General features: G+C 32.5%; 18 protein-coding genes. 1 reads left to right on the forward strand and 17 read right to left on the reverse strand.

The window, feature by feature from the left end:
* Positions 1-9 precede the first annotated feature (9 nt).
* From yhaM to G8Y85_RS05665, 16 genes are all read right to left on the reverse strand, one after another.
* The gene (gene yhaM / locus G8Y85_RS05590; RefSeq protein ID WP_060551375.1) at positions 10-951 is read right to left on the reverse strand and encodes a 3'-5' exoribonuclease YhaM; all 942 of its coding nucleotides are present in this window, start codon (positions 949-951) and stop codon (positions 10-12) included.
* Between the two features lie 18 nt (positions 952-969).
* On the reverse strand, positions 970-3,897 hold the full coding sequence (locus G8Y85_RS05595) for an ATP-binding protein (RefSeq protein WP_165805554.1): 2,928 nt from the start codon (positions 3,895-3,897) through the stop codon (positions 970-972).
* A gap of 3 nt (positions 3,898-3,900) precedes the next feature.
* Complete coding sequence (locus G8Y85_RS05600) at positions 3,901-5,088, reverse strand: metallophosphoesterase family protein (RefSeq protein WP_060551377.1); 1,188 nt, start codon at positions 5,086-5,088, stop codon at positions 3,901-3,903.
* 233 nt (positions 5,089-5,321) lie between these two features.
* On the reverse strand, positions 5,322-5,666 hold the full coding sequence (locus G8Y85_RS05605; protein ID WP_037567596.1) for a YlbF/YmcA family competence regulator: 345 nt from the start codon (positions 5,664-5,666) through the stop codon (positions 5,322-5,324).
* An 85-nt stretch (positions 5,667-5,751) separates the two neighbouring features.
* Positions 5,752-6,882, reverse strand: coding sequence for a DUF445 domain-containing protein (locus G8Y85_RS05610; protein ID WP_107368986.1), 1,131 nt, complete (start codon positions 6,880-6,882; stop codon positions 5,752-5,754).
* Between the two features lie 152 nt (positions 6,883-7,034).
* A complete protein-coding gene (gene xdrA, locus G8Y85_RS05615; protein WP_037567599.1) occupies positions 7,035-7,499 on the reverse strand; it encodes an XRE family transcriptional regulator XdrA in 465 nt (154 codons plus the stop codon).
* A gap of 772 nt (positions 7,500-8,271) precedes the next feature.
* On the reverse strand, positions 8,272-8,490 hold the full coding sequence (locus G8Y85_RS05620; RefSeq protein ID WP_240928865.1) for a DUF6007 family protein: 219 nt from the start codon (positions 8,488-8,490) through the stop codon (positions 8,272-8,274).
* Positions 8,491-8,568: 78 nt separating this feature from the next.
* Positions 8,569-8,862, reverse strand: a complete 294-nt coding sequence (locus G8Y85_RS05625) for a hypothetical protein (RefSeq protein ID WP_060551380.1) — start codon at positions 8,860-8,862, stop codon at positions 8,569-8,571.
* Positions 8,863-9,127: 265 nt separating this feature from the next.
* Positions 9,128-11,353 carry a fibrinogen-binding adhesin SdrG C-terminal domain-containing protein gene (locus G8Y85_RS05630; protein ID WP_165805555.1) on the reverse strand — a complete coding sequence of 742 codons (2,226 nt, stop codon included), beginning with the start codon at positions 11,351-11,353 and terminating at the stop codon, positions 9,128-9,130.
* Positions 11,354-11,739: 386 nt separating this feature from the next.
* Entirely contained in the window at positions 11,740-12,318 is a 579-nt protein-coding gene (locus G8Y85_RS05635) for a DsbA family protein (RefSeq protein WP_060551382.1), read from the reverse strand.
* A 225-nt stretch (positions 12,319-12,543) separates the two neighbouring features.
* Positions 12,544-14,274 (reverse strand): fibrinogen-binding adhesin SdrG C-terminal domain-containing protein, encoded by a 1,731-nt coding sequence (locus G8Y85_RS05640; protein WP_165805561.1) that lies wholly within the window; start codon positions 14,272-14,274, stop codon positions 12,544-12,546.
* Positions 14,214-14,972 (reverse strand): Ig-like domain-containing protein, encoded by a 759-nt coding sequence (locus tag G8Y85_RS05645; protein ID WP_165805556.1) that lies wholly within the window; start codon positions 14,970-14,972, stop codon positions 14,214-14,216. The genes G8Y85_RS05640 and G8Y85_RS05645 overlap by 61 nt, the downstream gene beginning before the upstream one ends.
* Positions 14,938-15,249 (reverse strand): YSIRK-type signal peptide-containing protein, encoded by a 312-nt coding sequence (locus G8Y85_RS05650; RefSeq protein ID WP_165805557.1) that lies wholly within the window; start codon positions 15,247-15,249, stop codon positions 14,938-14,940. The genes G8Y85_RS05645 and G8Y85_RS05650 overlap by 35 nt, the downstream gene beginning before the upstream one ends.
* A gap of 569 nt (positions 15,250-15,818) precedes the next feature.
* A complete protein-coding gene (locus G8Y85_RS05655; RefSeq protein ID WP_060551386.1) occupies positions 15,819-17,105 on the reverse strand; it encodes a dicarboxylate/amino acid:cation symporter in 1,287 nt (428 codons plus the stop codon).
* A gap of 176 nt (positions 17,106-17,281) precedes the next feature.
* Positions 17,282-17,839 (reverse strand): signal peptidase I, encoded by a 558-nt coding sequence (lepB, locus tag G8Y85_RS05660; protein WP_103346436.1) that lies wholly within the window; start codon positions 17,837-17,839, stop codon positions 17,282-17,284.
* Between the two features lie 437 nt (positions 17,840-18,276).
* Positions 18,277-20,268, reverse strand: a complete 1,992-nt coding sequence (locus tag G8Y85_RS05665; protein WP_165805558.1) for an Ig-like domain-containing protein — start codon at positions 20,266-20,268, stop codon at positions 18,277-18,279.
* 298 nt (positions 20,269-20,566) lie between these two features.
* Between G8Y85_RS05665 and G8Y85_RS05670 the strand changes: the two genes are divergently transcribed.
* Positions 20,567-21,436, forward strand: a complete 870-nt coding sequence (locus G8Y85_RS05670; RefSeq protein ID WP_105996406.1) for a cation diffusion facilitator family transporter — start codon at positions 20,567-20,569, stop codon at positions 21,434-21,436.
* Between the two features lie 77 nt (positions 21,437-21,513).
* Here the strand turns inward: G8Y85_RS05670 and G8Y85_RS05675 are convergent, their stop codons facing one another.
* Positions 21,514-25,209, reverse strand: coding sequence for a fibrinogen-binding adhesin SdrG C-terminal domain-containing protein (locus G8Y85_RS05675; RefSeq protein WP_165805559.1), 3,696 nt, complete (start codon positions 25,207-25,209; stop codon positions 21,514-21,516).
* Positions 25,210-25,593: the final 384 nt, after the last annotated feature.

Consider the following 25,593-nt stretch of genomic DNA (forward strand, 5'->3'; position numbering starts at 1 on the left):
CTATCCAATTCAGTCTAATTTTTCAGGTTTATAAAATTGGCGATTTTCTAAGCCAAAAATACGTTCTGTAAATTGACCTTTCTCTATTTTTTTAAACGCTTTTTCAAACATGTTCATTCTCGCATCTATATTATCAATAAAATGTAAAATTTCAGCTTCTTTTACATGTGGTAATTTAGGTGAACCATACTCTAATTTACCATGATGCGCGAGAATTAGGTGCCGTAGCAATAGCACTTCTTCTCCATCAATGCCAAGCTCTTTTGCAGCTTCCGCCACTTCTTCACTCGCAATTGAAATATGTCCAAGTAAGTTACCTTCAAGCGTATAACTTGTAGCGATAGGCCCTGAAAGTTCTCTCACCTTCCCCATATCGTGCAAAATAATACCACTATAAAGTAAACTTTTATTTAATTCAGGATAAATCGCGCATAAACCTTTGGCAATTTTTAACATTGTTAAGACATGATAACTTAACCCACTTACAAAGTTGTGGTGATGGGAACTTGCTGCCGGATACGTAAAAAATGCCTCTTCATGCTTTTGTAATAAATGACGCGTAATACGTTGTAGATGCGCATTTTCCATTTCAAATATGAAGGATTGCAATTCAGATTTAATCTCATCAACTGGCATCGGCGCACCATCTATAAAGTCTTGTGTTTTGAAACCATCCGCTTCAGTCGCAACACGAAACTGGTTCACTTTCATTTGCTTACGACCACGATAATTGATTACGTCACCTTTCACATGAATAATTAACTCGGGTTTCAAAGTGGCCATATCTTCTTTAGTAACGGTCCAAACTTTTGCTTCAATTTCACCACTTTTATCTTGCAAGTGTAACGTCATATAATCTTTGCCTTGAGCTGTTACACCTTGTGTTGCTTTATGCACGAGGAAAAATTGATCCACGGCATCTCCTGGTTGCAATTTTTCTACATTTCTCATAATAAAACGCCTTTCTCACTAATGTTTCTCTATTTTTTCAAGCGTAACCAGTTGTTTTGAAGGAATATGATTATCTTTAGCGCATGTAAAGTATAAGACTTGGTACGCATCAGGTAATGCTCTTAAAAATTTCATCATTCTTTGACGACGTGTCACATCAAAATGTACAAAGGCGTCATCGATAATAATCGGTAAGGAGTAGTATGGTTTTAATATTTTTATTAAACTCAAACGTAACGAAATATATAATAGTTCTTTTGTAGACTGACTCAGTTCAATAGGTTGATACATTTGACCATCTCGATGTTTTACCATTACTTGTTCATTTTGATACGTAACTTGAATATATTGCCCTGCTGTCAACTCATGATAAATTTGCGTTGCCACATCGACAACTTGTGGCAATCGTTTATCTTTAATTTGCTTAATATGCTCATCAACAAGTGCTTCTAAATAACTTAATGCTGCCCAATCTTCAGCTGTAGCGTTCAGTTGATTGCGCAATAATTGGTAACGATGACGCAAATGACGTAATGTATCGTCCGTTTCCATATGATTGATTTGCGCATTTAAGTCACTGACCTCACTTTGAAGTGTTAAATAACGTTGATTATAATCATCAATTTGAGTTGATAATTTATCATAATCATCTTGTAATTGTGCAGACGTTTTCTCACTTAATTTTGAGCTTTCTTCATACCCGTAATTTTGATTTTCTAAATACTTTGTTAAATCATTAAAGCGTGATAATCGTTGATGGTAAGTTTGGTAGTTATCGTGATGACGATAATAACTCTCTTCATCAATCGCACCGATAAAGTTAAATAACTTTTGAATAATAGATTTATTCTCATTCAATCTGTGAGTCAAATGTTTAAGTTCTTTTTCAAGTAATGTCATTTGTTCTTGATTGCGTTCATGTTGCACACGATTACTATTCGTACGTGACACCCACGCTCTCACATCATGAAATAATGCTTCATTATCTGTCTCTGGAAGCGCATCTGTCACTTGCTTTTGTGCCTCATCATAAAATGCATTTAATGATTGGGTTAATTGTTGTTGCTTTAAAACTAATGTTTGTAAATGCGCATGATGTTCTTTGATTTGATGAATTGTCATCATCGCATCTATTAATAAATCATCTGATAATTTTTCAGAAACATGCATCTCTGCTTTCGCTTGCGTTAGTTTCTGAGAGACTTGTTGTAAATCAGCTTCAGAAGCTTCTAATTGTTGCGCGATGTGTTTTTGTTTTGTATTCAAGACAATAAATTGTTGCTCACGTTGATGAATTTGATCTCTTAACTGATATTGATCTGCTAAATCAAAATTCAAATCATATTCTTGTTCTAAACGTGCAACTTCTTTTTCTAATTGATTAATTTCATCAGAAAAACGTTCAGTATGGCCTTCAGTTTTAGTCTTAATAGCAAAGCAACCGATGACAAAAATGACGGCTAATACAGCAAAAACAATAGCAAATAACATCGTTTGTGAAACGAATGAAAAGACTGCAAGTCCTACTGAAATAACAGCCAAAATAATCATTGCAATACGCAAAGATTTTTGTTGCTTTTCTTTTTGCAGCTGTTCTGTTTCAAAAGCTTCCTTCATTTTAGAGAAAAGATTTTTCTTTTCACGTAACTCCAACGCACGCTTATCGTATTCTTTCTTTTTAGCAAAGTTTTCTTCAGATACAAGTTGTGATTTCAACTCTTCTAATTCTGTTTGTGAAGATTGTTGATCCACTTCCATACTTTCATAGTTTTGTTGTAATTGTTGGACAGCATAATTTAAATCGCGTTTTTCTTTTAACGCATCGCTCAAATCGCTCTTGCGAATATCTGAAGTATCAATATCACTATCAATCGCTTGCCAACCAATATTTGACATTAAACCATCGATTTGTCGTTCTGTGTGTTCAATTTCTCGTTCAGTTTGGCGCAAATCCATAGTGGTTTGTTTAATCGATTCTTCTTTTTTAGCAATATTTTCTAATGATTGGGATAATTCGTCAGATGGTATATATAATTGTTCATTTTCATATGATAGTTGCTGATACTTTTCATTTCTTAACCCGATATCACGTTTTAATTGTTCGGTTTGAAATTTTGCATTTTCATATCGATCGATACCTTGTTCTGGAAATTCTAACGGTTCAACGTTTAAATCCGCTTCTAAACCTTTCCATTCTTGAACTTGATCATGTAATGCGATTTCTTTTTGTTTTGTTTCAAAAAAGCCTGTGAGTTGATTTAAATTTGTTTTTACATGTTCCAATCTTCGTGCTGCTTTTTCCCGCTCATCAGTCATTCGTTGGTACGTTTCAAGTTTAGCGGATTCATCGCGAATTTGCGCTTCAAGTTGTTTTAATTCCTCAACTTGTCTATTAATTTGAGGATTTTGGCCTGACTTTTTATATAAAGATTGTTTCTTTTGATGAATCAAATCACGCATACCTATAAATTCCGTTGATCCTAGAGCACCGGCTTGCATTAAGTAATTTTGAAGTTGTTGTTCATTCATATTTTGATGAATATCTTGTAACCCCATGACACTGAATGAAAAAATATCTTGATATGTACGTTTATTAATAAAATTTAAATTTTGCTGAAGCCAAGTTTCATCTTTTATTGCTCCGTTAGGTAAAAAGACTTTTACATCACCTTGCGCTCGACCTTTGACACGTTCCACATCAACTAAAGATCCATCATCCATTTTCAAAGTAACACGGCCACCATAATGATTCCCCATACGTGGCTCTAAACGCGGTTCATTTTCACGCTTTGTAGGAAAACCAAATAATATCGAATGGATAAACGCTTGCAATGTAGATTTACCTGCTTCATTTTCCCCGTATATTTCAGTAAAATTCTCATTAAATTCAACTTTACGTTGGACAAACTGACCATAGCCATAAATTTCTACAGATTTTATTTTCATGGTTTAATTGCCCCCTTTTAGCTCTGCATCGATAATTTCTTCAGCTCGTGTGATAAGTGCTTTCCGATCTAAGTCTGTAAAATTATTTAAGTATCGTGACGTTTTGGGATTCATATATAAATCACTTAAAGCACGCTCAAAAACACTGTCTTGCGCTACGATATCTTGAGAAAACTCTTTCATAATTGAAGTTTTTTCTAGTTCTGTGTAGTTCACAGTTAATTCATCAATTAAAACAAAATGTTGCTCATTTTCTTCATATTCAGTAATCATTTCATTAAGCTGTACGAGTGTTTGGGGATCAATTCTCTCATCACCACTTACATCTAAGCGTAAACGGTAAAACGCACGGCCTTCAGGTCTCACACGCGCTTTAAATGCTTGTATTTTTTCGTATAGATGATGTTGATTAATTTGATCCGTTTCAATCACCGCAGATTCAAAACGAATAAATTGTGTTGGCACAAAGCGTGTTCGTAATTCAACATGGTCACCTTCTACAATAAGACACCCTTTTTCACCTTGTTCATTAAAATGACGACCTTGTATATTGCCAGGATAATGAATTTGAGGTAGATCATTTAATTGATCTCGCTTATGGATATGCCCTAATGCCCAATAATGATACATTTTTGCATTTAAATCCTCTAAACGAAATTCAGTATAGCGGTCAGAAACACCCGATTTACTGTACGTTCCATGAAGTAAACCAATATTAATCGTATGATGACTTTCACTTGTAGGATAATCATCAATTTTATTTTCATAACTCTCATTATGTTGATAACTAAAGCCATGTAAGTGAACTTTCTCACCATTTTTTGTTATCGTTTGATACGTTTCTACTTTGTTAGAAAATACAGTGACGTTTTGAGGCCAATCTGATATAAGTGCGTCAGAGAGTGGGTCATGATTACCATGAATCATATAAACAAATATTTGTTCCTTGTTTAATCTTTCAAATTGTTCTTTTAAAAACACTTCTGCTTTTAAGGTTCTGTTTTCAGAATCAAATAAATCGCCACTAATAACAATAAAATCAACTTCTTCACGTAAAGCTAAATCTACAATTGTTTTAAAACTTTCATATGCACTATTTTCAACATCTTTAAGAATATTAGGACTTAAAAATTGTTTGGAGGCAAATGGACTATCTAAATGTAAATCTGCACAATGCAAAAATTTAACCATGACTGCATACTCCTTTATAAGAATCTTTAACAAGCCTTTTTACATGTTATGTATTCATTTATTTTATCATATTTTTGTAGATTTATGTGATGAGTTTCTGTTAAGAAACATCGCTCTATTGATTTGAAAAAATGTGTTATTTGGCATATCTCAAAGAATTTGTGTAACGCTCATAAATATTAAAAAAACAGGAAGAATACCAGATGCATTCTTCCTGTTTTTTTCATTTTTTATTAGTCAGCGTAAATTTCATCTAAAGGTTTTACGATGATTTGGTTAATTTCTTGGAATACTTGGCTCATTTTTTGCTCAGCATTCATTAATTCAGAGATGTTTTGATCTTGTTCGATTTGTTGCGCTTGTTCTTGCGCTTTTTGTAAATCTTCTTCTGAGATTTCTTCACCTTGCATTTGTTTTTGTTGGAAACTTAATTGAGTTTCGCGGAATTCATCAAATAATTTTTTTGAATTTTCATCTGCGTTTACTTTAGCATATGCATCTTTAATTGCTTTGTATTCATCGCTTTCACGTAATGCTTGCTCTAATTTGTTTGCGTAATCATATAAATTTACAGCCATTGGAATCTCTCCTTAAGTTGTTTGTTAGAAGATTGGATTTACCAACCAATCTCACTCCTTGCTTACAATACCATATTTTTAAAGGTTATACAAAAATTGCAACCAATCCTTGGAAAAATCCAATCATTCCACCTAATATAAATCCTAGTAACATAATTAATTTTAATTCTTTATTCGCGATGTCAAAAATAAGCTGTTCAATATAATCTAAATCAAATCGATTAATTTGTTCTTCTACCATTCCTGAAATATTCACTTTTTTTAGTATACGAGTTAAACGTTGTGCAAGAGAAAAAATGATAAGTTCTGTAACTTTAGCTGAACCTTCATGCATTAAATATTGCATAAGCTCAGGTGCTAATTCTTTTAAAGGTTGCTGCGAGTGTTTTGATAAATTTAACTTGCGTATTAATCCATTTACAAATCCGTTACGATGACTTTCAAACTGTGCTAATGTGATGACATCTTTAACTTTTAATGATTTAAAGTTTTCATATTCCGATACAATTTGTGTTTTTATAATATGTTGTGCTTTAGGGTGGTTTGACAGGCGCAATAATTCAGATTGAATACGTTCAGCCAAATCATCTTTAGTCATAAACATTAATAGAACTGAGAGTATACGACTTTTTTCATGAAAAAAAGCATCTAACATTTCATAAATATCTCGATACCCCTTATCTGAAGCGATATACTTTCGCGCTTTAATCAATAATTGTGAATCGAGTTGAGCCACTTTATGATCTAACATCTCCATTAACGATAAAGGTAAAATATCTTTAAACCGTTTGGATGCAATTTCTGAATATTGATGCGTTAAACGTGCGATAAGCACCTTTTTAAGCCAACTTTCACCTTTATTGACTACATCAATATCAAAACGTTTGAAAATACGTTGAACCGTTATATCATCATCTTGCAATGCGTTCACTTGTTGTTGCACCGCTTCTTGAATCGTGTCTTTCATTGTTTGACTTGATAATTTCTCGCGTATTAATGCTTCTGTTAAGAGATGTGTTTCTACAACGTCACCTATTTTAGTCGCAATTTCTTCACGTCGTTTCGGAACTAATCCTGGTGTGAAAGGAATGCGTTTGCCGAAAATATAATACGGTTTAAATGGATGAAATAACATTTTTATCGCAATCATATTGGTCACACCACCGATAATGGCGCCTATAATTGTCATAAAAACAACAATAAGAAAGAATTTCATAACTGCTTGCTCCCTTGTCGCTATTTTTTCATTACTTAAATCTATTTATGTACAGGATACTCATATTGTTCTTAGCCATTGCCAATTTAACCCATAAGTAAACAAAAAGTTGACTCCTCAGGGGTAAGAGTCAACTTTTAAATGTATATAATTTATGCGCGAATAAGATCTTCTTTCACATTACGTTGAAAATAAGTTTCTGCTTCTCTTAACTTTGGTGTACCGAAAACAGGTTGTTTCTCAGTGTCTAAAATTCGGTACAGTTCACTGACTTTATTACTTTGTAAGATATAACCGCCTTTAGTATCGATTGTATCCCAATAAATATCACTAATTGTAGAATAATTTGGGTATGCTGATTGTCCGCGAGAAATCGTTTGAACCATTTCTAGTGGATCACAACCAAAAGTACTATTAAGTACTTCTGAATCTCTAAAAAGTGAACAAATTGATACGCATGTTGTCCAGTTTGGTAATACGCGTTCTTTTTCAATTTGTACTAAAGTCTTTTTTGATAAACCAATTGTTTGGGCCATCGTATCTTGCGTATACCCCGCTTCAATACGCACCATTTTAAATTTCATTTGAATTAAATCAGTAAAACTTTGTCTATCCATTACTATTACTACCTTTCTAGTCTAAAATTTATCCGCACACAAGTAATTGCAATTCTACACAATTCTTGAAACACAAATTACATATTAATACAAAATCCGAAAAATGAAAAGAGCGTTTTTGTAGAAACATTATAATTTATAAATAGCCACAATTGTCGCAAAAATCAAAAACATCCAGTTGAACGCAAATTTCATTAAATGTTGTAATACCTTGTAGTATCGCCTTAAAGATGCACTATAGAACTTTAAGTTTAAGATGAATGCATTGACTTATTATTAATATTATTATTCAATAAAATAGAAGCAACCAAAATATTTGTAAATTATGCAATGCAATTGCACATCAATTTATGAATTTAAAATGAATAGATATACATTTTGAGGTGTATTATGTTTTTTATTATTTTACTCACATTAATTTTAGCTTGCTTTATCGTTATAGGGGTTTACCAAAGCACACATTGGATTTTTAATATTAGCGCTGCAGGAATTGCAGTGATGATCTTTTTTATAGATTTATGGCTAAAGGGTTGGCATAATGAATCCTTTAAAATCATATTAATATGTATCATTATTATTATATTTGAATTTTACCATTTTCAAGTTAAAATGCGTCGCAACCGACAATCTTAAAATGCATTTTACAAACTTACCGCTAAAGCAACCCCTGCTTTAAGCGGTTTTTTTATTGATGTTGTAATGATTTGTTTAACAGAACATTTTAAGGCGGGAGTATGCTATGGAGTAAAGGTGTTTTAAACTTTTAGAAAGTTTATTTTTTCCTATTTTTAAAACGTTGATACAACCACTGAAATGTAACAGCGACGCCAATGGAGAAGAAAATTATTATTATGAGAGATAAAATAATATCCCATATCGTATCAGATGGTAAAACACTGAAAATAAACATAGACGGGATTAAAAATATTAAATCTAACCATCCTAACTCAACCATGGTTTTATCAAAGTCATCTTGGTTTTGTTGTTTCACCTTCCTACACCTCACGTTAAAAAACATTACTTTTATTTTATGTTTTTATTTTAATTATAACATTAATAATAATTGCATCTATGATAATCCTATCATAATTGCTGGAATAACTATAAAATATAAAATCATTAACAACGGCGTTACAATAAACATCATGACTAAAGATAATTTAACACTTAATAGCCATTCCTCTCGTCTCACTTTATCAAATATACCGATTGTCATAGAGATAAAAAGTAAAACGAATGATAGCATATGTATAACAATTACAATATCTGCACCTTTATGATTTTGAATATAATACGGATTTAATGTTATGAATAGTATACTGAAAAGATAAATAATATAAAATATAATAACCACCTTTTTCATATTCTCACCCCTTCTAAATACTTTTAAAACATAATATTAATATGTGCGAATGCATAAACAAATACCCCCTTAAATCAAATGACCTAATGATCCACAAGAACAAACAAACTTTATATTTAGTATGGATATACCTTACAAATTATTTATCTTACAATAAAATTATATTCTTAATTTTCTCGCAAAATAATAGACTAGGTCAATTAATTTCACCTAGTCCATTGATAATGATATAAGTTTATTCATTTAACTTACATATAAATAGTGTTTAATGACGTTTTTCACATTTTCTTCTAACAATGAATGAGAATCCAAAGAAGCTCAACACCGTTCCAATAATATAAGAATGATGGTTAGACGATTGTCCAGTTTCAGGTAAGGATGGTCGATGTGATTCTTTATAATCTTTGTGTGTCATTTTGATGTTTTTAGTCATTACAGTTGAACCTTGACGATGGTTATCATTTAATGACGGTGTTGTAATGATTTCTTTCTTATTTTTAGGTGTTTCACTTTTAATTTGAGGTGTAACTTTCATTTGATGATTAATTTTTTCTTTACTTATTTTACGATGTTGCTTTGTTTTAGAATTATCTTTAATTTTAGGTGCAGATTGGTGCTGATCTTTTTCCATTTGTTCATTACCTTTTGGCGCTACAGGTGGTTGAGGTACTTCTAAATTGTTTTCATTAGAGTGTTTTGGTAAAGGAGATGGTTTCGAGTCTTCTTCAGTTATAACCCCTTTAGTTTCACCACTCACTTTTGGTAGCGTATTGTCTTGTATTTTGATCGGATGATGCGCACCTGTTTGAATTGAAGGCTTGTCTTCATTCGTATCCTCTTCAAACCATATGTTTTTATGAGAACCACGTTTAATATGTAATTCTTCTTGATACTCGATGAGATGTTGTTCTGTAATATAATCCGTTGTCATTGTATCTTCAGTTTCTACAATTTGACCTTTTGCATGACCGGATTCTGATCCAGACTCAGTTATCGACACAATTGGTTTTGAATCATAACTTTCTTTTAATACTCCCTGCTGCGTATGATGTTCCGGTTTATAAGTATCATATGTGAAATCAATATGCTCACTTTGACCATTAAATGAACGATCTTGGCCACTACCATGTGCGTTATTAGAATAGAATGTCACACCGTTTAACCATGTGAGTTTAGTTGGACGATAATAACCATTAACATAATGATGACCTGTCAATTCAGTAGCAAAGCTCAAATCATTGGCATTTTCAAGATATTGGCCATCAAAACGAATGATATACGCTTTGCCATTTAAATCACCTAATCTCGCTTTATATTGACCATTATCATAAACTATTAGATTTACGTTTTTGGTTACTTCCTTATAATCGTCTGTATTAAAGTCTGCATAGACACTTTGTGCTAATGGTCGTTTTCCAACATATTCATATATTTGAACGTTTTTAGGACGACTCACCACTGTGCCACCTTTACGGAAATAGCCGACTACATCTACAGAATTTAAATGCTTTTGATCAGGATTAATATATGCAATATGAGTAAATGTACGATTCTCTTTATCTAATTTGTGTATACGTCCATTTACTTTTACTCCAGAACCAGTTTTGTCGTGTACACCATCAAGATAGTTCACTTTAAATGTTGCTTTTGTTTCTTTATTTCCTAATGTTGCTACAACAGTTTGTCTTCCTTTATTAGGAACAGTTACTGGATTGAAATATAAATTTAATGACAATTCAGCATTAATATCTTTCTTGTAATTCACATAATCTGTAAATGTATAACGAATTTTGTTATTTTCTAATACTTCTCCACGAGCGACAACATGGTTATTGTCCTTTATTTCAGGTACTTTTTTCTTAAATGCAATGCCTTGTGTATCTACATTATTACTAATATTAAAATGGAAATGATCACCTGATTTAATACGATTATCAAATTTCCATTTATAATTTAATGTAATGCGCTCTGCTTGGTGTGGCGTGATAATTTTTTTACCTTCATGACCTTTGATTTCACTCTTAATTACCGTCAGTTTATCGGTTACATCTAGCCCTTTTTCATGTTGTGCAAGTTGTTCTTGACTCTTTGTCATTTCTAATTTTTGTGGTGCGTCAACAACTTTAAGTGTAACGGGTTTTGCTACAATATTTTCAGGTTTAGTATGTTGAGATACTTTTTGTTGTCCATTTTTGAAAGTTTGTTGCTGTGATACATCTTGTTTTTCATTATCTTTTGAGGTATGAATTGCTTCTTTTTGAAGATTTTCATTTGAAACATTTTGCTGGAGTGAGTGAATTTCAGTATGTGTTGTTCGCTCTTCAACATGTGATTTAACAGAGTGTGTTGACGTAGTAATGTGACTCACTTGTTGTTCAGAAGCAGATGCTTCATTGCTATCGCCCATTCCTATTACTACTACCGTGCCTAAAGCAATAGAGGCTGCTCCGATTTTATACTTTCTGATGCCGTATCTTTGTGTGTTGTTCATAGTATTTTCTCCGCCTTCTTAGATTTTTTCAAACTTCAAAATTTGATATGCTTTAAATTACAGTAAACATTAACAGTATTAATCATTGCTAATGTAATTTGGTATCTTACACGTCAGTAATTATATAGCCTCATTTTTTGTTTTGCAATATTATAAAATTAAATTCATCTTAAGTATTTATTAACAATATTCTATATCTAATTATTGTATAAAATACTTCTTAATTTATTCTTAAGCAGCTTAGTTGCTGCTAATTTTCTCATATTTAACGTTACTAATATTTCAATTTAGAATTTAAAAAAGCCGACAAAGTATTCACCTTGTCGACGTCATATATTTCATATAAGATTTAATTCTTAGGTCACGTTTATCCTAAAACAATTATGTTATTTATTTAACAATGATTGAATATGTTCATAATCGTGAACATTTTTAGCTAGTTTACCATCAATTTTTATAGATGGTATTTCTTCAATCTTTTCTTTTTCAATTCTCTTTTGATCTGCTTTCATATCTTTCCAAGCTTGGCTATCTTTATCTTTATATGCCTTTTTGATCAATCGTGTCACTTTTTCATTTAATTTCAATTTATCAATTTCTTTATCTAAAAACGCTTCAGTTAACCACATTTCACTAATAGGACCTTGATGTTTAAAGATAGCACTTTTGAATTCTAAATATTTTTCAGGTGCCATATCTTTAACTGCATGAGACGCAGCTGAACCTAATTGAGATTCATCTCCTAACAATGCAGCATTAACATAGGTTACTGTCGCTTTATCAGTATCTATATACGATTTTGATATTTTAGACATAATATTTTCATCAAATTTTTTACAATGCGGACATTTAAAGTCTACGTAAGCAATAATTTCATGTTTTTTCTCTTTGTTATCACATGCACTAAAAAATCCCATAGTTAGTAATAAAACAACTAATAAATATTTATATGTCAAATGCTTCATCTTATTGTCCTTTCTAAGCTGTTATCTTATTAAATAATATATATAATTGTGCGTGAGTAGTCAAAAAGATTTTTGGAGAAATTTACATTTTTTTAGCTAATATCACATACACTTTCATTAAATTTATATATTTATAATAAAAATCATGATGTTTTTATAATAAGAAATACGTACATTGAACACCATTCTCTGTATAGAAGGTTGTTTTTTACCTACTTTATGACTTTACTCTATTGTCTTTTTACCTTTTCTTCTTAATTGTGATAATCCTAAAAGACTTAGTAAGCCACCAAATACTACCGCTTGTTCGTTATTATTTTGACCAGTATTAGGTAAAGTTTCAAGTTGTGTTTCTGAATCATTAGAGGTATGAGGTACAGTAGAAATAGGTTCGAAATTAGGTTTAACATTCACTACACAAGCGCGACCTGAATCACATCCTTGTGAGTTTGAGTTATATTTTATCTTTCTCTCATCTTTAATTATTAAATCTTTATTCTTTTGAGATGCAACGTTTCCTATGCGCACTTTCTTTTCAACACCAACATTTTCATTTTTTGTCGCTTGAGGCATATTCTTTTTATCTTTTTGTACAATGACTGGTGATACTACTTTAGTAATATCCAATTCTTCTATAATACCTTTCACCGAACCATTATTCTTAGGTATTGTATTTTCAACTATAATAACTGGATTTTCAGTACGATTATCAATGCTAGGTTTATCAATCATTGTGTCTTCCACAGTATCATTAATGTCTATTGAGCCATTTTCGGAATCTAAACCATGCTCAATATCAATAACGTGATTATCATCAATTTCTTCAACGATACCAGTAATATTTCCATGAATCGTACCAGATCCTGATTCTGTATCAAAATCGATGACGTTATTTTCAACAGTTTCTTCGATTTTACCTTTAATTCTGCCTTCTTCTCCAATTGGCATAGTAATATCAATGATTTCTACTTTATGATTTTCATCAATTTCAATAATTGGGCCTTCAGCCTCACCGGTAATAGCTGGAGGTAACGTGTTAACATCAACGAGTTCAATTAAATTATTATCTTTCGTATACTCCATCGTATCTTCAATCGTTGTATGGTCTGAAATCGCTCCAGTTACAACGCCTGTTGCGGTATCTTCATCAAAGTCAATGATATCTGTATTATGATAAATATCTTCCTCACCAAAATTACTGTCCTCATCGATATCTATAATATTAGTGTTGTAATCTACTTTCCCACCGCCTGGATTAGAATCTTCTATTTCAATAATCTCATCCGTTGAATTTTCACCAGTAATAACATCGGGCTTACTATCCTCTATTATTTCTAAAATACCATCATTATTATTACCTATAATGCTCTCAACGATAGTTTCTTCAATTTCAAATTCAAAATCAACATTATTTTCACCTTTAACAATAATTGGTGAATCAGTAGTTATATCCACAACTCTTCCACCATCTATAATAGGAATAAATTTACCTGCTCCTGAAGCACTATTTTTATAAAACTCTACTTCATTATTTAAAGTTAGCCAATTAAGGTCGTAATTTATACACATTTGAGTTTGAAAATTTAAATTTTGTGATTTTATATCATACTTTGCTTCATATTTAATTATATAAGGTTTACTATTCAAGCTTTGAATAAAAATAGTGAAAGATCCATTTTCATTCAAACTTATTACATTTGCTGCATTAACTAAAGCAGTCACGTCTTTAAAATTACCATCTTTTTCATTAAAATAGCCACTTTCAGATAAGGCTCCGCTTCCAGTATACTCATAAATTGTTATTTTTGGTATATTATTTTTACTAACTTCTCCTACACTAAGTTTCCCAGTAATTACTACATGATTTAAATTTTTACTATCTGTGTTAACAGAAGTTACGTGTGTAATGTTACTGTTTTCTTTGTCAAGTTTATCAATGTTTCCGTTAATTGACATATTTTTATCTTTTTTTCTTTTAAATACTCAACATCAAATTCATTGTCAATCGAATTATCACCAATTGTAGATGTAACTTTTTGCTTACTGCCTTTTAATACAACTGAGGTTTTGAAAAATAGATTGATACTTAATTTAACTTTGACATATTCAGTTCCAATTACATATTCCGTAAATTTATATCGAACGTCTCCATTGCTCATTCTAATACTAGTTGCTATAACGTGACCACCATCTTTTATTTCAGGCATCTCCTTATAAGAACCAACTCCATTAGTATCTACATTTTCACTAAACTTAATATCAAAATAATCATCTTTTTTGATATCATCACCTATTATTAATTCATAATCAACCGTAATTCGTCCAGCTTGGTGAGGATTTACTTTTTTACTTTTATCCTTAGTAGTTATTGTTCTTTTAATAACTTCTACTTTTTCAGAAACATCTTTACCAGCATCTTTATTTACATTTAAAGCAGTTCGTTGTAAATTATTAGAACTTCTAATTTTGTCAACACTATTTACTTTAGGTGCTGTAACAGCATTAGGATGATTAATTTCAGTTGTCGTTTCAGGCTCAGGGATAACAACCTTTTTATTTTTATCTACTTCTTGCTTAGAAGTATTACTATTTGTATCTTGAATGATTGTTTCTGTTCTTTCAGCTATTTCTTCTGATTGAACATTCTTCTTCATTTTGTTGAATAGGTTGCTGTATTTGTTCATCATTTATTTTTTGATTTGTATCTACAAGTGTTTCTTTTAAAGTTTCTACAGGAGCATTATGTTGTTGTGGTTCTGCATTGTTCTGCACATTGCTTTCTGAAGATTCATTACTTGAATGTTGCATTTGTATTTCAGATGCATGTGCTTCGTTGTTTTCATTGACGCCAATAACGACCATTGTCCCCAATGCAATTGAAGCTGCACCTATTTTATATTTTCTAATTCCATTCCTTTGTTTATTTATCATAAAAATGTCTCCTTGTAAGTTCATTTAGTTTTATGTAGATACAAAAATGCAAAAAAAAGAACTACTTTGAGTAAAGTAGTTTTTGCACTTAGCTATTTACACCTGAGTAAGTATATGATGCAGAAATACGTTTTACAATGCCTAAATATGAAATGTAACTTAACTCCGGTTTAACATTGAGTTATATCTCCAAATAACCTAAAATATACCTTAATTATTAATTAAACCTTGCATTAATTTAAGAGTTTTTACGAACTTCACGTGTAATCTTACATAATATATCACCAAAAATGAGTGGAGGCGGTTACATTGAATCATCAATTTTTAAGAAATTTAAACATTTATTTTCATTATTTACCTTTGGTTGGCTTGTTAATTTCTATCTTTTTATTCCTATTGTATTTCGTTATTTTTAAGGTGACTGCTCATCCATTGGTTGTAACTGTCTATTGTCTATTACCCTTAGTTGTATTTTCTTTGATGTCTCTATTATATAAATGGCTTATTCATCGGTTTAATAAGTAAAAAACGCGTTATCTCTATGTGAGACAACGCGTTTACTATATTTATTATTCTACATGCATATTACCTTTTAATTTTCGACCTTCACGTTCTGATAAAATTACTGCACATGCTGCATCACCTGTGATGTTAACCGCTGTACGAGTCATATCTAACAAGCGATCAATACCTAAAATGATACCTATTGCAGCAGGATTTAACCCAACAGCTGTTAAAACCATCGCTAACATGATAAGACCTACTCCAGGAACACCAGCAGTACCTACAGACGCAATAACTGCAATTGCAACTACGGTAATTAATTGAAGTAATGTTAAATCTGCACCCATTAACTGGGCAATGAATATCGTCGCAACACCTTGCATGATTGCTGTACCGTCCATGTTAATTGTTGCACCTAGAGGTTGTACAAAGGACGCAATTTCAGGACGTACACCCATACGTTTTGTACATTCCATTGAGACAGGTAATGCGGCATTTGAGCTTGAGCCACCAAATCCTACCGTAATTGCTGGTAAAAAACCTTTGAAAAATTCCATTGGACTTTTACGAGCTAAGAATTTAATCGCACCACCGTATACAACAAAGAAATGAATGAATAATGCAGCGAGAACGACTACAAAGTACAATCCAAGTTGTCGTATTGCACCAAACCCTGCTTCAGTAAAGGCATGTGCGACCAAACCAAATGTACCGATTGGCGCGAATACATTCATTATCATTGAAATAATGTACATCAGCACTTCATTAAATTGTTCAAAGAATTTATGTACAATTTTACCTTTTTCACCCACCATCATAATTCCGATACCGATAAAGATAGCAAATGTGATGATTTGAAGCATATTCCCTTCTGTCATAGCTTGTACTGCATTTTTCGGGAAGAAATTGATTAAAGTTTGATCAAAAGTTTGATTCATTGGTGAGTCAGCACCAGCTTTTTGACTGTCTAATTGCTTTTGATACGTCGCAACTTCTTCGCTCTTCAATAAATCAGAATGGCCCGCACCTGGTTTAACGATTAATGCTAAAACCATTGCTAGCGTAATTGCTAGTGCTGTCGTTGTTAAAAAGAACACCATCGTTTTTAATCCGATGCCACCTAATAATTTAGGATCACCCACACCAATAACACCGAGTACAATTGATACAAATACGACTGGTACAACAAGCATGAAAATTAAATTTAAGAAAATTTGTCCGATTACATTTAGAAAATATTTATCTATAAACTTAACCCATTGTTGGCCTTCAAAAAAATTAAAAAGTGACCCCAATGCTATCCCCAAAATTAAGGCAATGACAATCTTCATTGTTAAACCCTTAAACTTCATAATATATCCCCCTTTTCCTAATAAACTTATTATAATCAGAAAATTAGCAAAAGAGCAATATAAATTTGATTAAGCATTACTAAAACGCGAACTACAAATTATCGTTATTCATATAAAATAATTAAGGCTCTCTTATTAAAACTTTCTTTTTCGCTATTACAGACTTCAGTGCTTGATTAAGTGAAATTATGACGCCATGCATCTAAAGGTAAAAATCTCAAAATAACTTTACCTACAATTTGATCATTTTGAATCAATCCTACACTTTTGTCTCTACTGTCCACACTGTTTTCTCGGTTATCACCGAGCACTAAAAAATGATCTTTGGGAATAGTTCCTCCCTTTGTGCCATTAATATCTTTTAATGAAAAATCATTCGTTAATTGGATTCCCATTTTATTTATTTTGTTAGAACGTAAATAAGGTTCGTTAACTTCTTTATTATTGATATACAGTACATCATTTTTATATGCTACTGTATCCCCTTCTTTCGCAATTACCCTTTTAATAAAATCTTGGTTTTGTCGTTGATGAAAGACGATTACATCACCACGTTCGATATGATTGAATGTTTTAGAGATTTTACTAACAATCACTCTATCTTTGTCATTAAATGTAGGATACATTGACAAACCGCTTACGTTATATGTGACGAATAAAAATTTCATCACCAAAAATACTGTTAGAATTACTAATAAGACTGAAATGGTCCAATCAAAAATTGCTTTCTTCATTTTCTTCACCTTTTGCCTTTTCATCGTTGGTTATTTTAAATAGCTTTATATATCATATATGTCATGAGAACTATCATAACGATATCTCCAACATTAAATTTTTGATTTGCACTTAATAAACCATTTTGAACCATATTATTATTTTGAAAGTACTTAAACTTTTTTAACACTTTACACATACTTATATATATTAATTTAAACAGACTATAGACAACCCACACTATTGTTAAAATTATTAATGTTTTTAACATTTGAATCACCTCAAGTCTCCAATAAACATTTAACTATTATATAATATTATAGTTATTTATTTTAAATGTCCATTAAAAATCCCCCTCTATATATTGAAAATAGAGGAGGAAGTTGATTACATAGTAAGGCTTTTATAGATATGCTGGGATGTATATTGAGTATAGTAGCCTTCTGTAAAACAGTTATTAATTCTTATTCTCTTTACGGCGTGTGACAAATGCTGTTAATCCTAAAATTGCTAACAATGTACCAAATAATGTTGTTGTTTCTGTATACGTCGTCTGTCCTGTTTCAGGCAACATTGATTTCATATGTTTATCATTTTGTTGTGCTTTCTTTTGGGACATTTCATGCGTACGTTTATGATTTTTCATCATAGGTTGCTCTCCTGTTGTAGGAGGCGTCATTTGATGACGGTCTTGTATCATTTTAGGGCCTTTAGGTTGTTCTTGTTTTTCTTCTTTAGGCATTGGCATCGGTTTCGGAACGTTCGGTTGTGGATGTTTTTTCATCATATGATCTTTATCTTGTTCCGGTTTGATTTGATGGTCTGGTTGTTTTTCAGGTGTTGGTTTTTTCATCTCATCTTTAGGCTTTGGTACGTCATTTTTATCTTTAGGTGGTTTATTTTGATCCTGTGGTTTCATTTTATTGTTATCCTCAGGTTTTGGTTGAATTTGGGGTTTGTCTTCACCTTTAGGTTTTTCTTTATCTTCATCCATTTTAGAATCTTTAAGCGCTGAAATTGCTGTTCCGCTTCCAGTAACGTTGTCTTTGAACACTTTTATTTGATTGCTCCATCCAACATGTGCAACTTTTTCTTCTGTTAACGGATTCTTGAAGCCAAGTAATTGCGTATCAAATTTAATTGAATCGGCGTTTTCATTAAATGTACCATTAAACACAATTAAATATTGTCTGTTTAATGGTGTTGCTTCAAGATGATAACCATGCGAATTCGTAAATAACATTTTATCAAAAAGATACGTGACATCTTTGAACATGCTTTGATTACGAGGATTAATAGTTAAACTTTGGTTTACTAATCCTTTACCAATATATTCATAGACTTTCACTGACGTTTTACCTTTTAAATCTTGACCGTGTACCAACATTGCTGATACCAAACCACTTTTTGCTTTTTCCGTTTGACTTGTTACATATGTAATATGTTCAAACGTTTTCTTTTCCGGGTTGATATGGCTGAATGTACCATTCACTTTTACACCATGTTGTGATGCGCCTTGATCATAAGTTACATTAATTTGGCGCTCAGTTTTTAAATTTCCTAACGTTGCCATTACTGTTTGTTTACTATCATTTAAAACATTTTGACGATTAATATATAAATCTAAGTTTAAAGAGACGTTAATATTTGTACGTTGATTCACATAATCTGTAAACGTATAACGTAATTTATGGTTATCAACTAATTTACCAACTGCCACTGTATGCGTACCTTCTTTAATATTCGGAAGGACACGATTATCTACAACACCTTTAGTATTAACATTGTCAGATAAATGAATATCTACATAATCTCCAGATTTAACGTCTTTCCCTAATTTCCATTGATATTTTAATTTAAGTTTATCACCTTTATGTGGGTTGATATGTTTTAAATTCTTCTTATCAGTATTTGCTTGATGCACTTCTTTAATTTCCGCAGATTGTACTTTCACTTTAGACGTAATGTTTCTAATATCTTTAACAGGTTTTGTCTGCTTTAATGCATCGATAACATTTTCTTTCGCTTTTGGTGGATTAACTTGGTTATTTTTAGGTGTTTGTGGCGATGGTGTTTTACTTGGTTTTGTTGATTGATGATGATCTTGCGGATTTACTTTTGGTGTTGTTTTGTCTATATTTGCGTGAGTGGATTGAGTTGCTTGATCCACTGTTTGTGGTGATTTTAATTCTGATGAAGGTTGATGTTGCGTACTTTTGTCAGTTTGAGCTGACGTGTTTAAAGCGGGCTGTGTGATGTTGTTATTTTTTAAATTTGTATGCATTTCTGTATTCGGATTTGATGACTTCTGAATATCCTTGTCAGACTCTGATGCTTGGGCATCACCGGAACCTATATTTCCTAAAAAGATGATCATCCCTAAAACGACAGATGCGGCACCAATGTTGTATTTTCGAATACTATGCGTGTGTTTAATCTCGTTGTTCATTCGACTTTCCTCCAATTTAAAAAATTTTTATGAATTTCTTCTGCTAAAAAAAAGTACTGCTTACATAGACCATAACACCTAAAATTAAAAATAAATAGTGCTAAATACTATATTTAAGATATTTTAACATTGTTTTTAGATAATTTATGGTATTCTTAAGGTTAGGAGGATAATAGAATTCTTTTAGTGTAATGATACACTTATTTTCAAATTATCTTGCCTTGCTTTAAATAAAAAACTAGCAATTAAATGATTTTAGTAGGATAATGATAGAACGTTACATTTTGGAGTGTTGAAAGTGCAAATAGAATATAAACTTTCTCAAGCAAAAAAGGGTGCTTATTTAAGTATTGTGACCTACACTGCTTTAACTATTTTGAAAATTTTATATGGTTGGATAGCTAATAGTCATGGTTTAACCGCAGATGGTATTAATAACGCGACCGATGTAATCAGCTCTGTGGCAATCTTGATTGCATTATATATTTCACAAAAACCAGTCGATAAAAATCACCCTTATGGACATTATCGCTCAGAATTTATTGCATCGCTGATCGCCGCTTTTATTATGTTTGCGGTGAGTATTCAAGTTATTACGACGGGTATTCGTCATTTTTATGAAGGCTCTTTTCATGAACCGAGTCATTCTGCAGTCATCGTGGGCTTAATATCAGCACTTGTAATGTTTATGGTCTTTATCTATAATCGAAACCTGTCTAGACGTGTCAATAGCAGTGCCTTAAAAGCGGCGAGCTATGACAATTTATCTGATGCTTTAGTCTCTATAGGTACGGTCATTGGAGTTATTGGCGTTTATATGGGCGTCCCAATGTTAGATACCATTGCCGCTATTATTATTGGTTTACTTATCATGAAAACAAGCATCGATATATTTAAAGAGACAGCAATTACACTTACAGATGGTTATGATGAAGATGCGTTAGATGAAATTTACACTATTATCTCACAAATTAATGGTATCTATGAAATTAGAGATATTAAAGCACGGAGTCACGGTGTAATGTCTTTTATAGATGTTACAATATCAGTGAATCCGCAACTCAATGTGATTGAAAGTCATGAAATCTCAGACCGCATTGAAACTGAATTACAACAACATCTTGGTGAAGTGGAGACAATTGTCCATATTGAACCTCATATATCATAAAATAAGCCCTAAAGTTCGTAAATTGAACTTTAGGGCTTTTACTTATTTATGGGTTTACGCTCTAACTTTATTTATATTTATTCTTTATCTTTTTGCTTACGACGTCTAAATGCGAACACCATACCTAATAATGCCATTACGATGGCCCATATACCAGTTTGTTGCGTTGATTGACCTGTTTCTGGTAAGGGCTCAGAACGTTGTGGTTGTGATTGATCTTTGGCGTTATCATGCGTTGTTGCTTCTTGAGATGTCGTAGTGTTATTGGCAGTTAAGTTTTGTTTAGTGTTACTATGTGATACTTCATTTTGTACTAACACCGTTTGATCTTTCATTTTGTTTGTAGAAGTTATAGTGTCATGCTTCGTATTCGTTGTACCTTGACCAGCTTTAATATGGTTGTTTAAAGACGTCGATGGCGATGGATTCGCATTGTTTGTTGTCTGATTCATCATTTGAGGTTGAAGCGTTGTCTCTTCTTTTACATCTTCAGACGCCGTGCCCTCATCTTTCAATTCATTTGAAGGTTGTGTTTCTGATTTATCTTCCGTCTTAGGTTCTGTCTCTAGCGTATCTACAGTGACGCGATCTTCTTCTAGCGTTTCTAAAGCATCACTCACATTGTTTTCAGAAGTAACATCGTTTAATTCTGGTTCATTTTCAATAGATACCGTTGGGTCCTCGTTTATCTTAACCTCTGTTGTAACTTCAGGCTCAGGTACATCTACATTAACTTCATGATTAAATTTAGGAACATTAAAATGATTCACACGGTTTAAATGGATAGAACCAATTCCAGTAATGCGTGTAATTGGATTAAATTGAATAATGTTTCTAAGGTTAAATGAAGGCAGTGTGATAATTGGTTCTACAGGTGAATCTTCTACCACGTCGTTTTCTTCGATCTCTTCCATTACACCTATGTTGGATCCTGTCATACCTTCTGGTGTCGTATCTTCAACATAATCTACGACGTTGCTTTCTTCGATTTCTTCTGTTACGCCTGTGTTTGATCCTGACATGCCTTCTGGTGTTGTGTCCTCAACGTAATCTACCACATTACTTTCTTTGATCTCTTCCATTACACCTATGTTGGATCCTGTCATACCTTCTGGTGTCGTATCTTCAACATAATCTACGACGTTGCTTTCTTCGATTTCTTCTGTTACGCCTGTGTTTGATCCTGACATGCCTTCTGGTGTTGTGTCCTCAACATAATCTACCACATTACTTTCTTCGATCTCTTCCATTACACCTATGTTGGATCCTGTCATACCTTCTGGTGTCGTGTCTTCAACATAATCTACGACGTTGCTTTCTTCGATTTCTTCTATTACACCTATGTTGGATCCTGTCATACCTTCTGGTGTCGTGTCTTCAACATAATCTACGACGTTGCTTTCTTCGATTTCTTCTATTACGCCTGTGTTTGATCCTGACATGCCTTCTGGCATCGTGTCCTCAACATAATCTACCACATTACTTTCTTCAATCTCTTCCGTTACACCTGTGTTCGATCCTGTCATGCCTTCTGGCGTCGTGTCCTCAACATAATCTACCACGTTACTTTCTTCGATCTCTTCCGTTACACCTGTGTTCGATCCTGTCATACCTTCTGGCATCGTGTCCTCAACATAATCTACCACATTACTTTCTTCAATCTCTTCCGTTACACCTGTGTTCAATCCTGTCATCCCTTCTGATGTTGTGTCTTCAACGTAGTCTACCACATTGCTTTCTTCTATCTCTTCCGTTACGCCTGTGTTCGTTCCTGTCATACCTTCTGGTGTTGTGTCTTCAACGTAATCAACAATATTTGTATCTTCATAAAATTCTAAAGCACCTGCATAAGAACCTGTCACATTATCAGGCAAAGTGTTCTCTTCGAACTCGATAGGTGCACTATCAGCGAATTCTTCAGTTACTGCTTCTTGCGCCCCAGTCATCCCATCTGGCATTGTATTTTCTTCAAATTGAATTGGCGCACTATCTTCATATTCCTCTACAACGGTTTCATTTGAGCCACTCACAGTTTCTGGAACTGAATCAAAACTAATAGTTAACGGATCTTCTTCTACTTCAACCATTGGTCCATTATATTGGCCACTGATAGCACCAGTACCTGTGTCTTCTGTAAACACAAAATTATTCGACTCAATTATTGGTTGATCGATACCATTACCAGTACCTTTATTGCTGTAAAATACTACGCCGTTATCCCATTTTACAGACGTGTAATAATATGGGTAAGTCGATGGATAACCAGCTAATTCCGTTCTAAAGTTAAGTTCATTTGCGTTGTTAGAATATTGGCCTTCATACGTAACCACATACGTTTTAGTGAGTTCATTTAAATCTACGTAATATCCACCACTATTTATAGTTAAATTATTTTTAAAAGTATCTGTTACATCTTTAAATAAATTTGTATCAGATGTATTAACGTATACACTTTGATTCAAAGGATTGTTACTTAAATATTCATAGATTTTAACATTAGGTTGTGTTGTTGTAGGCGCACCACTAGTAATATTACCCGTTAATCTAGAGTTATAAATAGTGCTTTGACTAGGATTTACATACGCAATATGTTTAAACGTATTTGTATTTTTGTCTAAATATTCAATAGAACCATTAATATTAACGCCTCTTAAATTAACACCTTCAAGGTAATCTATAACCACTTCTTTTGATGTTGTTTGTCCATTCAGTGTAGCTGTAATTGTTTGATTCCCTTCGCTTGTCACCACTTTAGGGTCGATAAATAAGTTTAAACTTAAATTCCCTGTTACATTAACTTTATTGTTAATATAATCCGTAAAAGTATAACGAATTGTATTATTATCGATAAGTTGACCTGTGGCCATTACTAAAGATCCATTTAAAATGTCAGGTAATTTTCGAGCTGTAGAAATTCCTGATGTATTGACATTATTGGATAAAACAAAGTCGAAGTAATCTCCTTGTTTCATTCCATCTGGAAATTTCCAATCATATTTTAGTGTGACGCGCTCTGCATTGTGTGGATTTACTGTGCTATTTCCTTCAATTGATGAAGAAACAATTTGAACTTTATTAGTAATATCTGAACCAGTTGTTGCCGTTGAATTTGTTGATGATGAAGTCGTTGTTGAGTTGGATATGTCTGGTGTTGAAGTTGTCGTTGTTGTAGATGTTTGTTGTGAAGGTGTTGATTCTGTAGATGATTGCGTTGTAGTTGTCGTTTCTGTTGATGGTGTAGACGTTGTTGTGGTATCTGCCGTTGCATTGTTTTGTGTAGACGTTGTTGTGGTATCTGTTGTTACATTGTTTTCTGTAGATGTTGTTTGAGGTGTAGTATCCATTGATGAACTTGAAGGTGATGTCGTTGTTGTACTTGACGTCGTATCATTGTTCATTACAGTAGCATCAGTAGCCGCTGTGTTTGTAGGTGTTGTTGTCGTGGAGGTTACGTCACTGTTAGGCGGAGTTGGATACATCGCCACTTGATTACCAGATACGTTCGTGGCATTCACATTTGGATTGGTCGTTGTTTGATCAACAATAGATGTTGTTGTTGCACTTCCAGAACTAGAAGTTGACGTGTCACTAGAATCTGGTGATGCCCCTTCTTTTTTCTTTTTACTTGTTTCACTTTGGCCAGGTAATATTTCTGCAGCACTAACTTTTTCCTCAGTAATGAGTCCAAAAAAGACGAAAAGTCCTAATAATACTGATGATGCCCCTGCTTTATATTTGCGAATACTATGTCTTTGTTTAACTTTTGTCTTCAAATAAATTCCTCCAATATATCCCTTAATTCTCCCTAATTTATAGCAGCATTGAGTATCATATCATTTATGGACGTAAAAAGATATCATGAAATTTAATATTTAAGCGAGATTTAATGTTACACTTTGAAGTCTTTAATACGATAATATTGTTATATTACACCTCAAGAAAATGATTTACAAAGTACTTGCTTTGAATGTAAATAATCAATCTGAATTATTAATTAAACTGTAAACCGTATGTCGAACAATTTATAAAAACTGATGGTAAATACAAACTTTCTCTCACTGTTCATTAATAGTACGTTTTACCATCATCTTCACTTTTTTAAACCATTGCACATTATTGGACAATAAAAAATGAGACGATCATTCTCATGTTTGAGT

Origin of the sequence: Staphylococcus sp. 11007852, assembly GCF_011394325.1 — a bacterium.
Classification (GTDB): Bacteria; Bacillota; Bacilli; order Staphylococcales; family Staphylococcaceae; genus Staphylococcus; species Staphylococcus agnetis.

Excerpts from the sequence above, each read along its gene's own strand:
- yhaM (WP_060551375.1), bottom strand. The coding sequence starts at position 951 with ATGAGAAATGTAGAAAAATTGCAACCAGGAGATGCCGTGGATCAATTT.
- G8Y85_RS05595 (WP_165805554.1), bottom strand. The coding sequence starts at position 3,897 with ATGAAAATAAAATCTGTAGAAATTTATGGCTATGGTCAGTTTGTCCAA.
- G8Y85_RS05600 (WP_060551377.1), bottom strand. The coding sequence starts at position 5,088 with ATGGTTAAATTTTTGCATTGTGCAGATTTACATTTAGATAGTCCATTT.
- G8Y85_RS05605 (WP_037567596.1), bottom strand. The coding sequence starts at position 5,666 with ATGGCTGTAAATTTATATGATTACGCAAACAAATTAGAGCAAGCATTA.
- G8Y85_RS05610 (WP_107368986.1), bottom strand. The coding sequence starts at position 6,882 with ATGAAATTCTTTCTTATTGTTGTTTTTATGACAATTATAGGCGCCATT.
- xdrA (WP_037567599.1), bottom strand. The coding sequence starts at position 7,499 with ATGGATAGACAAAGTTTTACTGATTTAATTCAAATGAAATTTAAAATG.
- G8Y85_RS05625 (WP_060551380.1), bottom strand. The coding sequence starts at position 8,862 with ATGAAAAAGGTGGTTATTATATTTTATATTATTTATCTTTTCAGTATA.
- G8Y85_RS05630 (WP_165805555.1), bottom strand. The coding sequence starts at position 11,353 with ATGAACAACACACAAAGATACGGCATCAGAAAGTATAAAATCGGAGCA.
- G8Y85_RS05635 (WP_060551382.1), bottom strand. The coding sequence starts at position 12,318 with ATGAAGCATTTGACATATAAATATTTATTAGTTGTTTTATTACTAACT.
- G8Y85_RS05640 (WP_165805561.1), bottom strand. The coding sequence starts at position 14,274 with ATGTCAATTAACGGAAACATTGATAAACTTGACAAAGAAAACAGTAAC.
- G8Y85_RS05645 (WP_165805556.1), bottom strand. The coding sequence starts at position 14,972 with ATGAAGAAGAATGTTCAATCAGAAGAAATAGCTGAAAGAACAGAAACA.
- G8Y85_RS05650 (WP_165805557.1), bottom strand. The coding sequence starts at position 15,249 with ATGATAAATAAACAAAGGAATGGAATTAGAAAATATAAAATAGGTGCA.
- G8Y85_RS05655 (WP_060551386.1), bottom strand. The coding sequence starts at position 17,105 with ATGAAGTTTAAGGGTTTAACAATGAAGATTGTCATTGCCTTAATTTTG.
- lepB (WP_103346436.1), bottom strand. The coding sequence starts at position 17,839 with ATGAAGAAAGCAATTTTTGATTGGACCATTTCAGTCTTATTAGTAATT.
- G8Y85_RS05665 (WP_165805558.1), bottom strand. The coding sequence starts at position 20,268 with ATGAACAACGAGATTAAACACACGCATAGTATTCGAAAATACAACATT.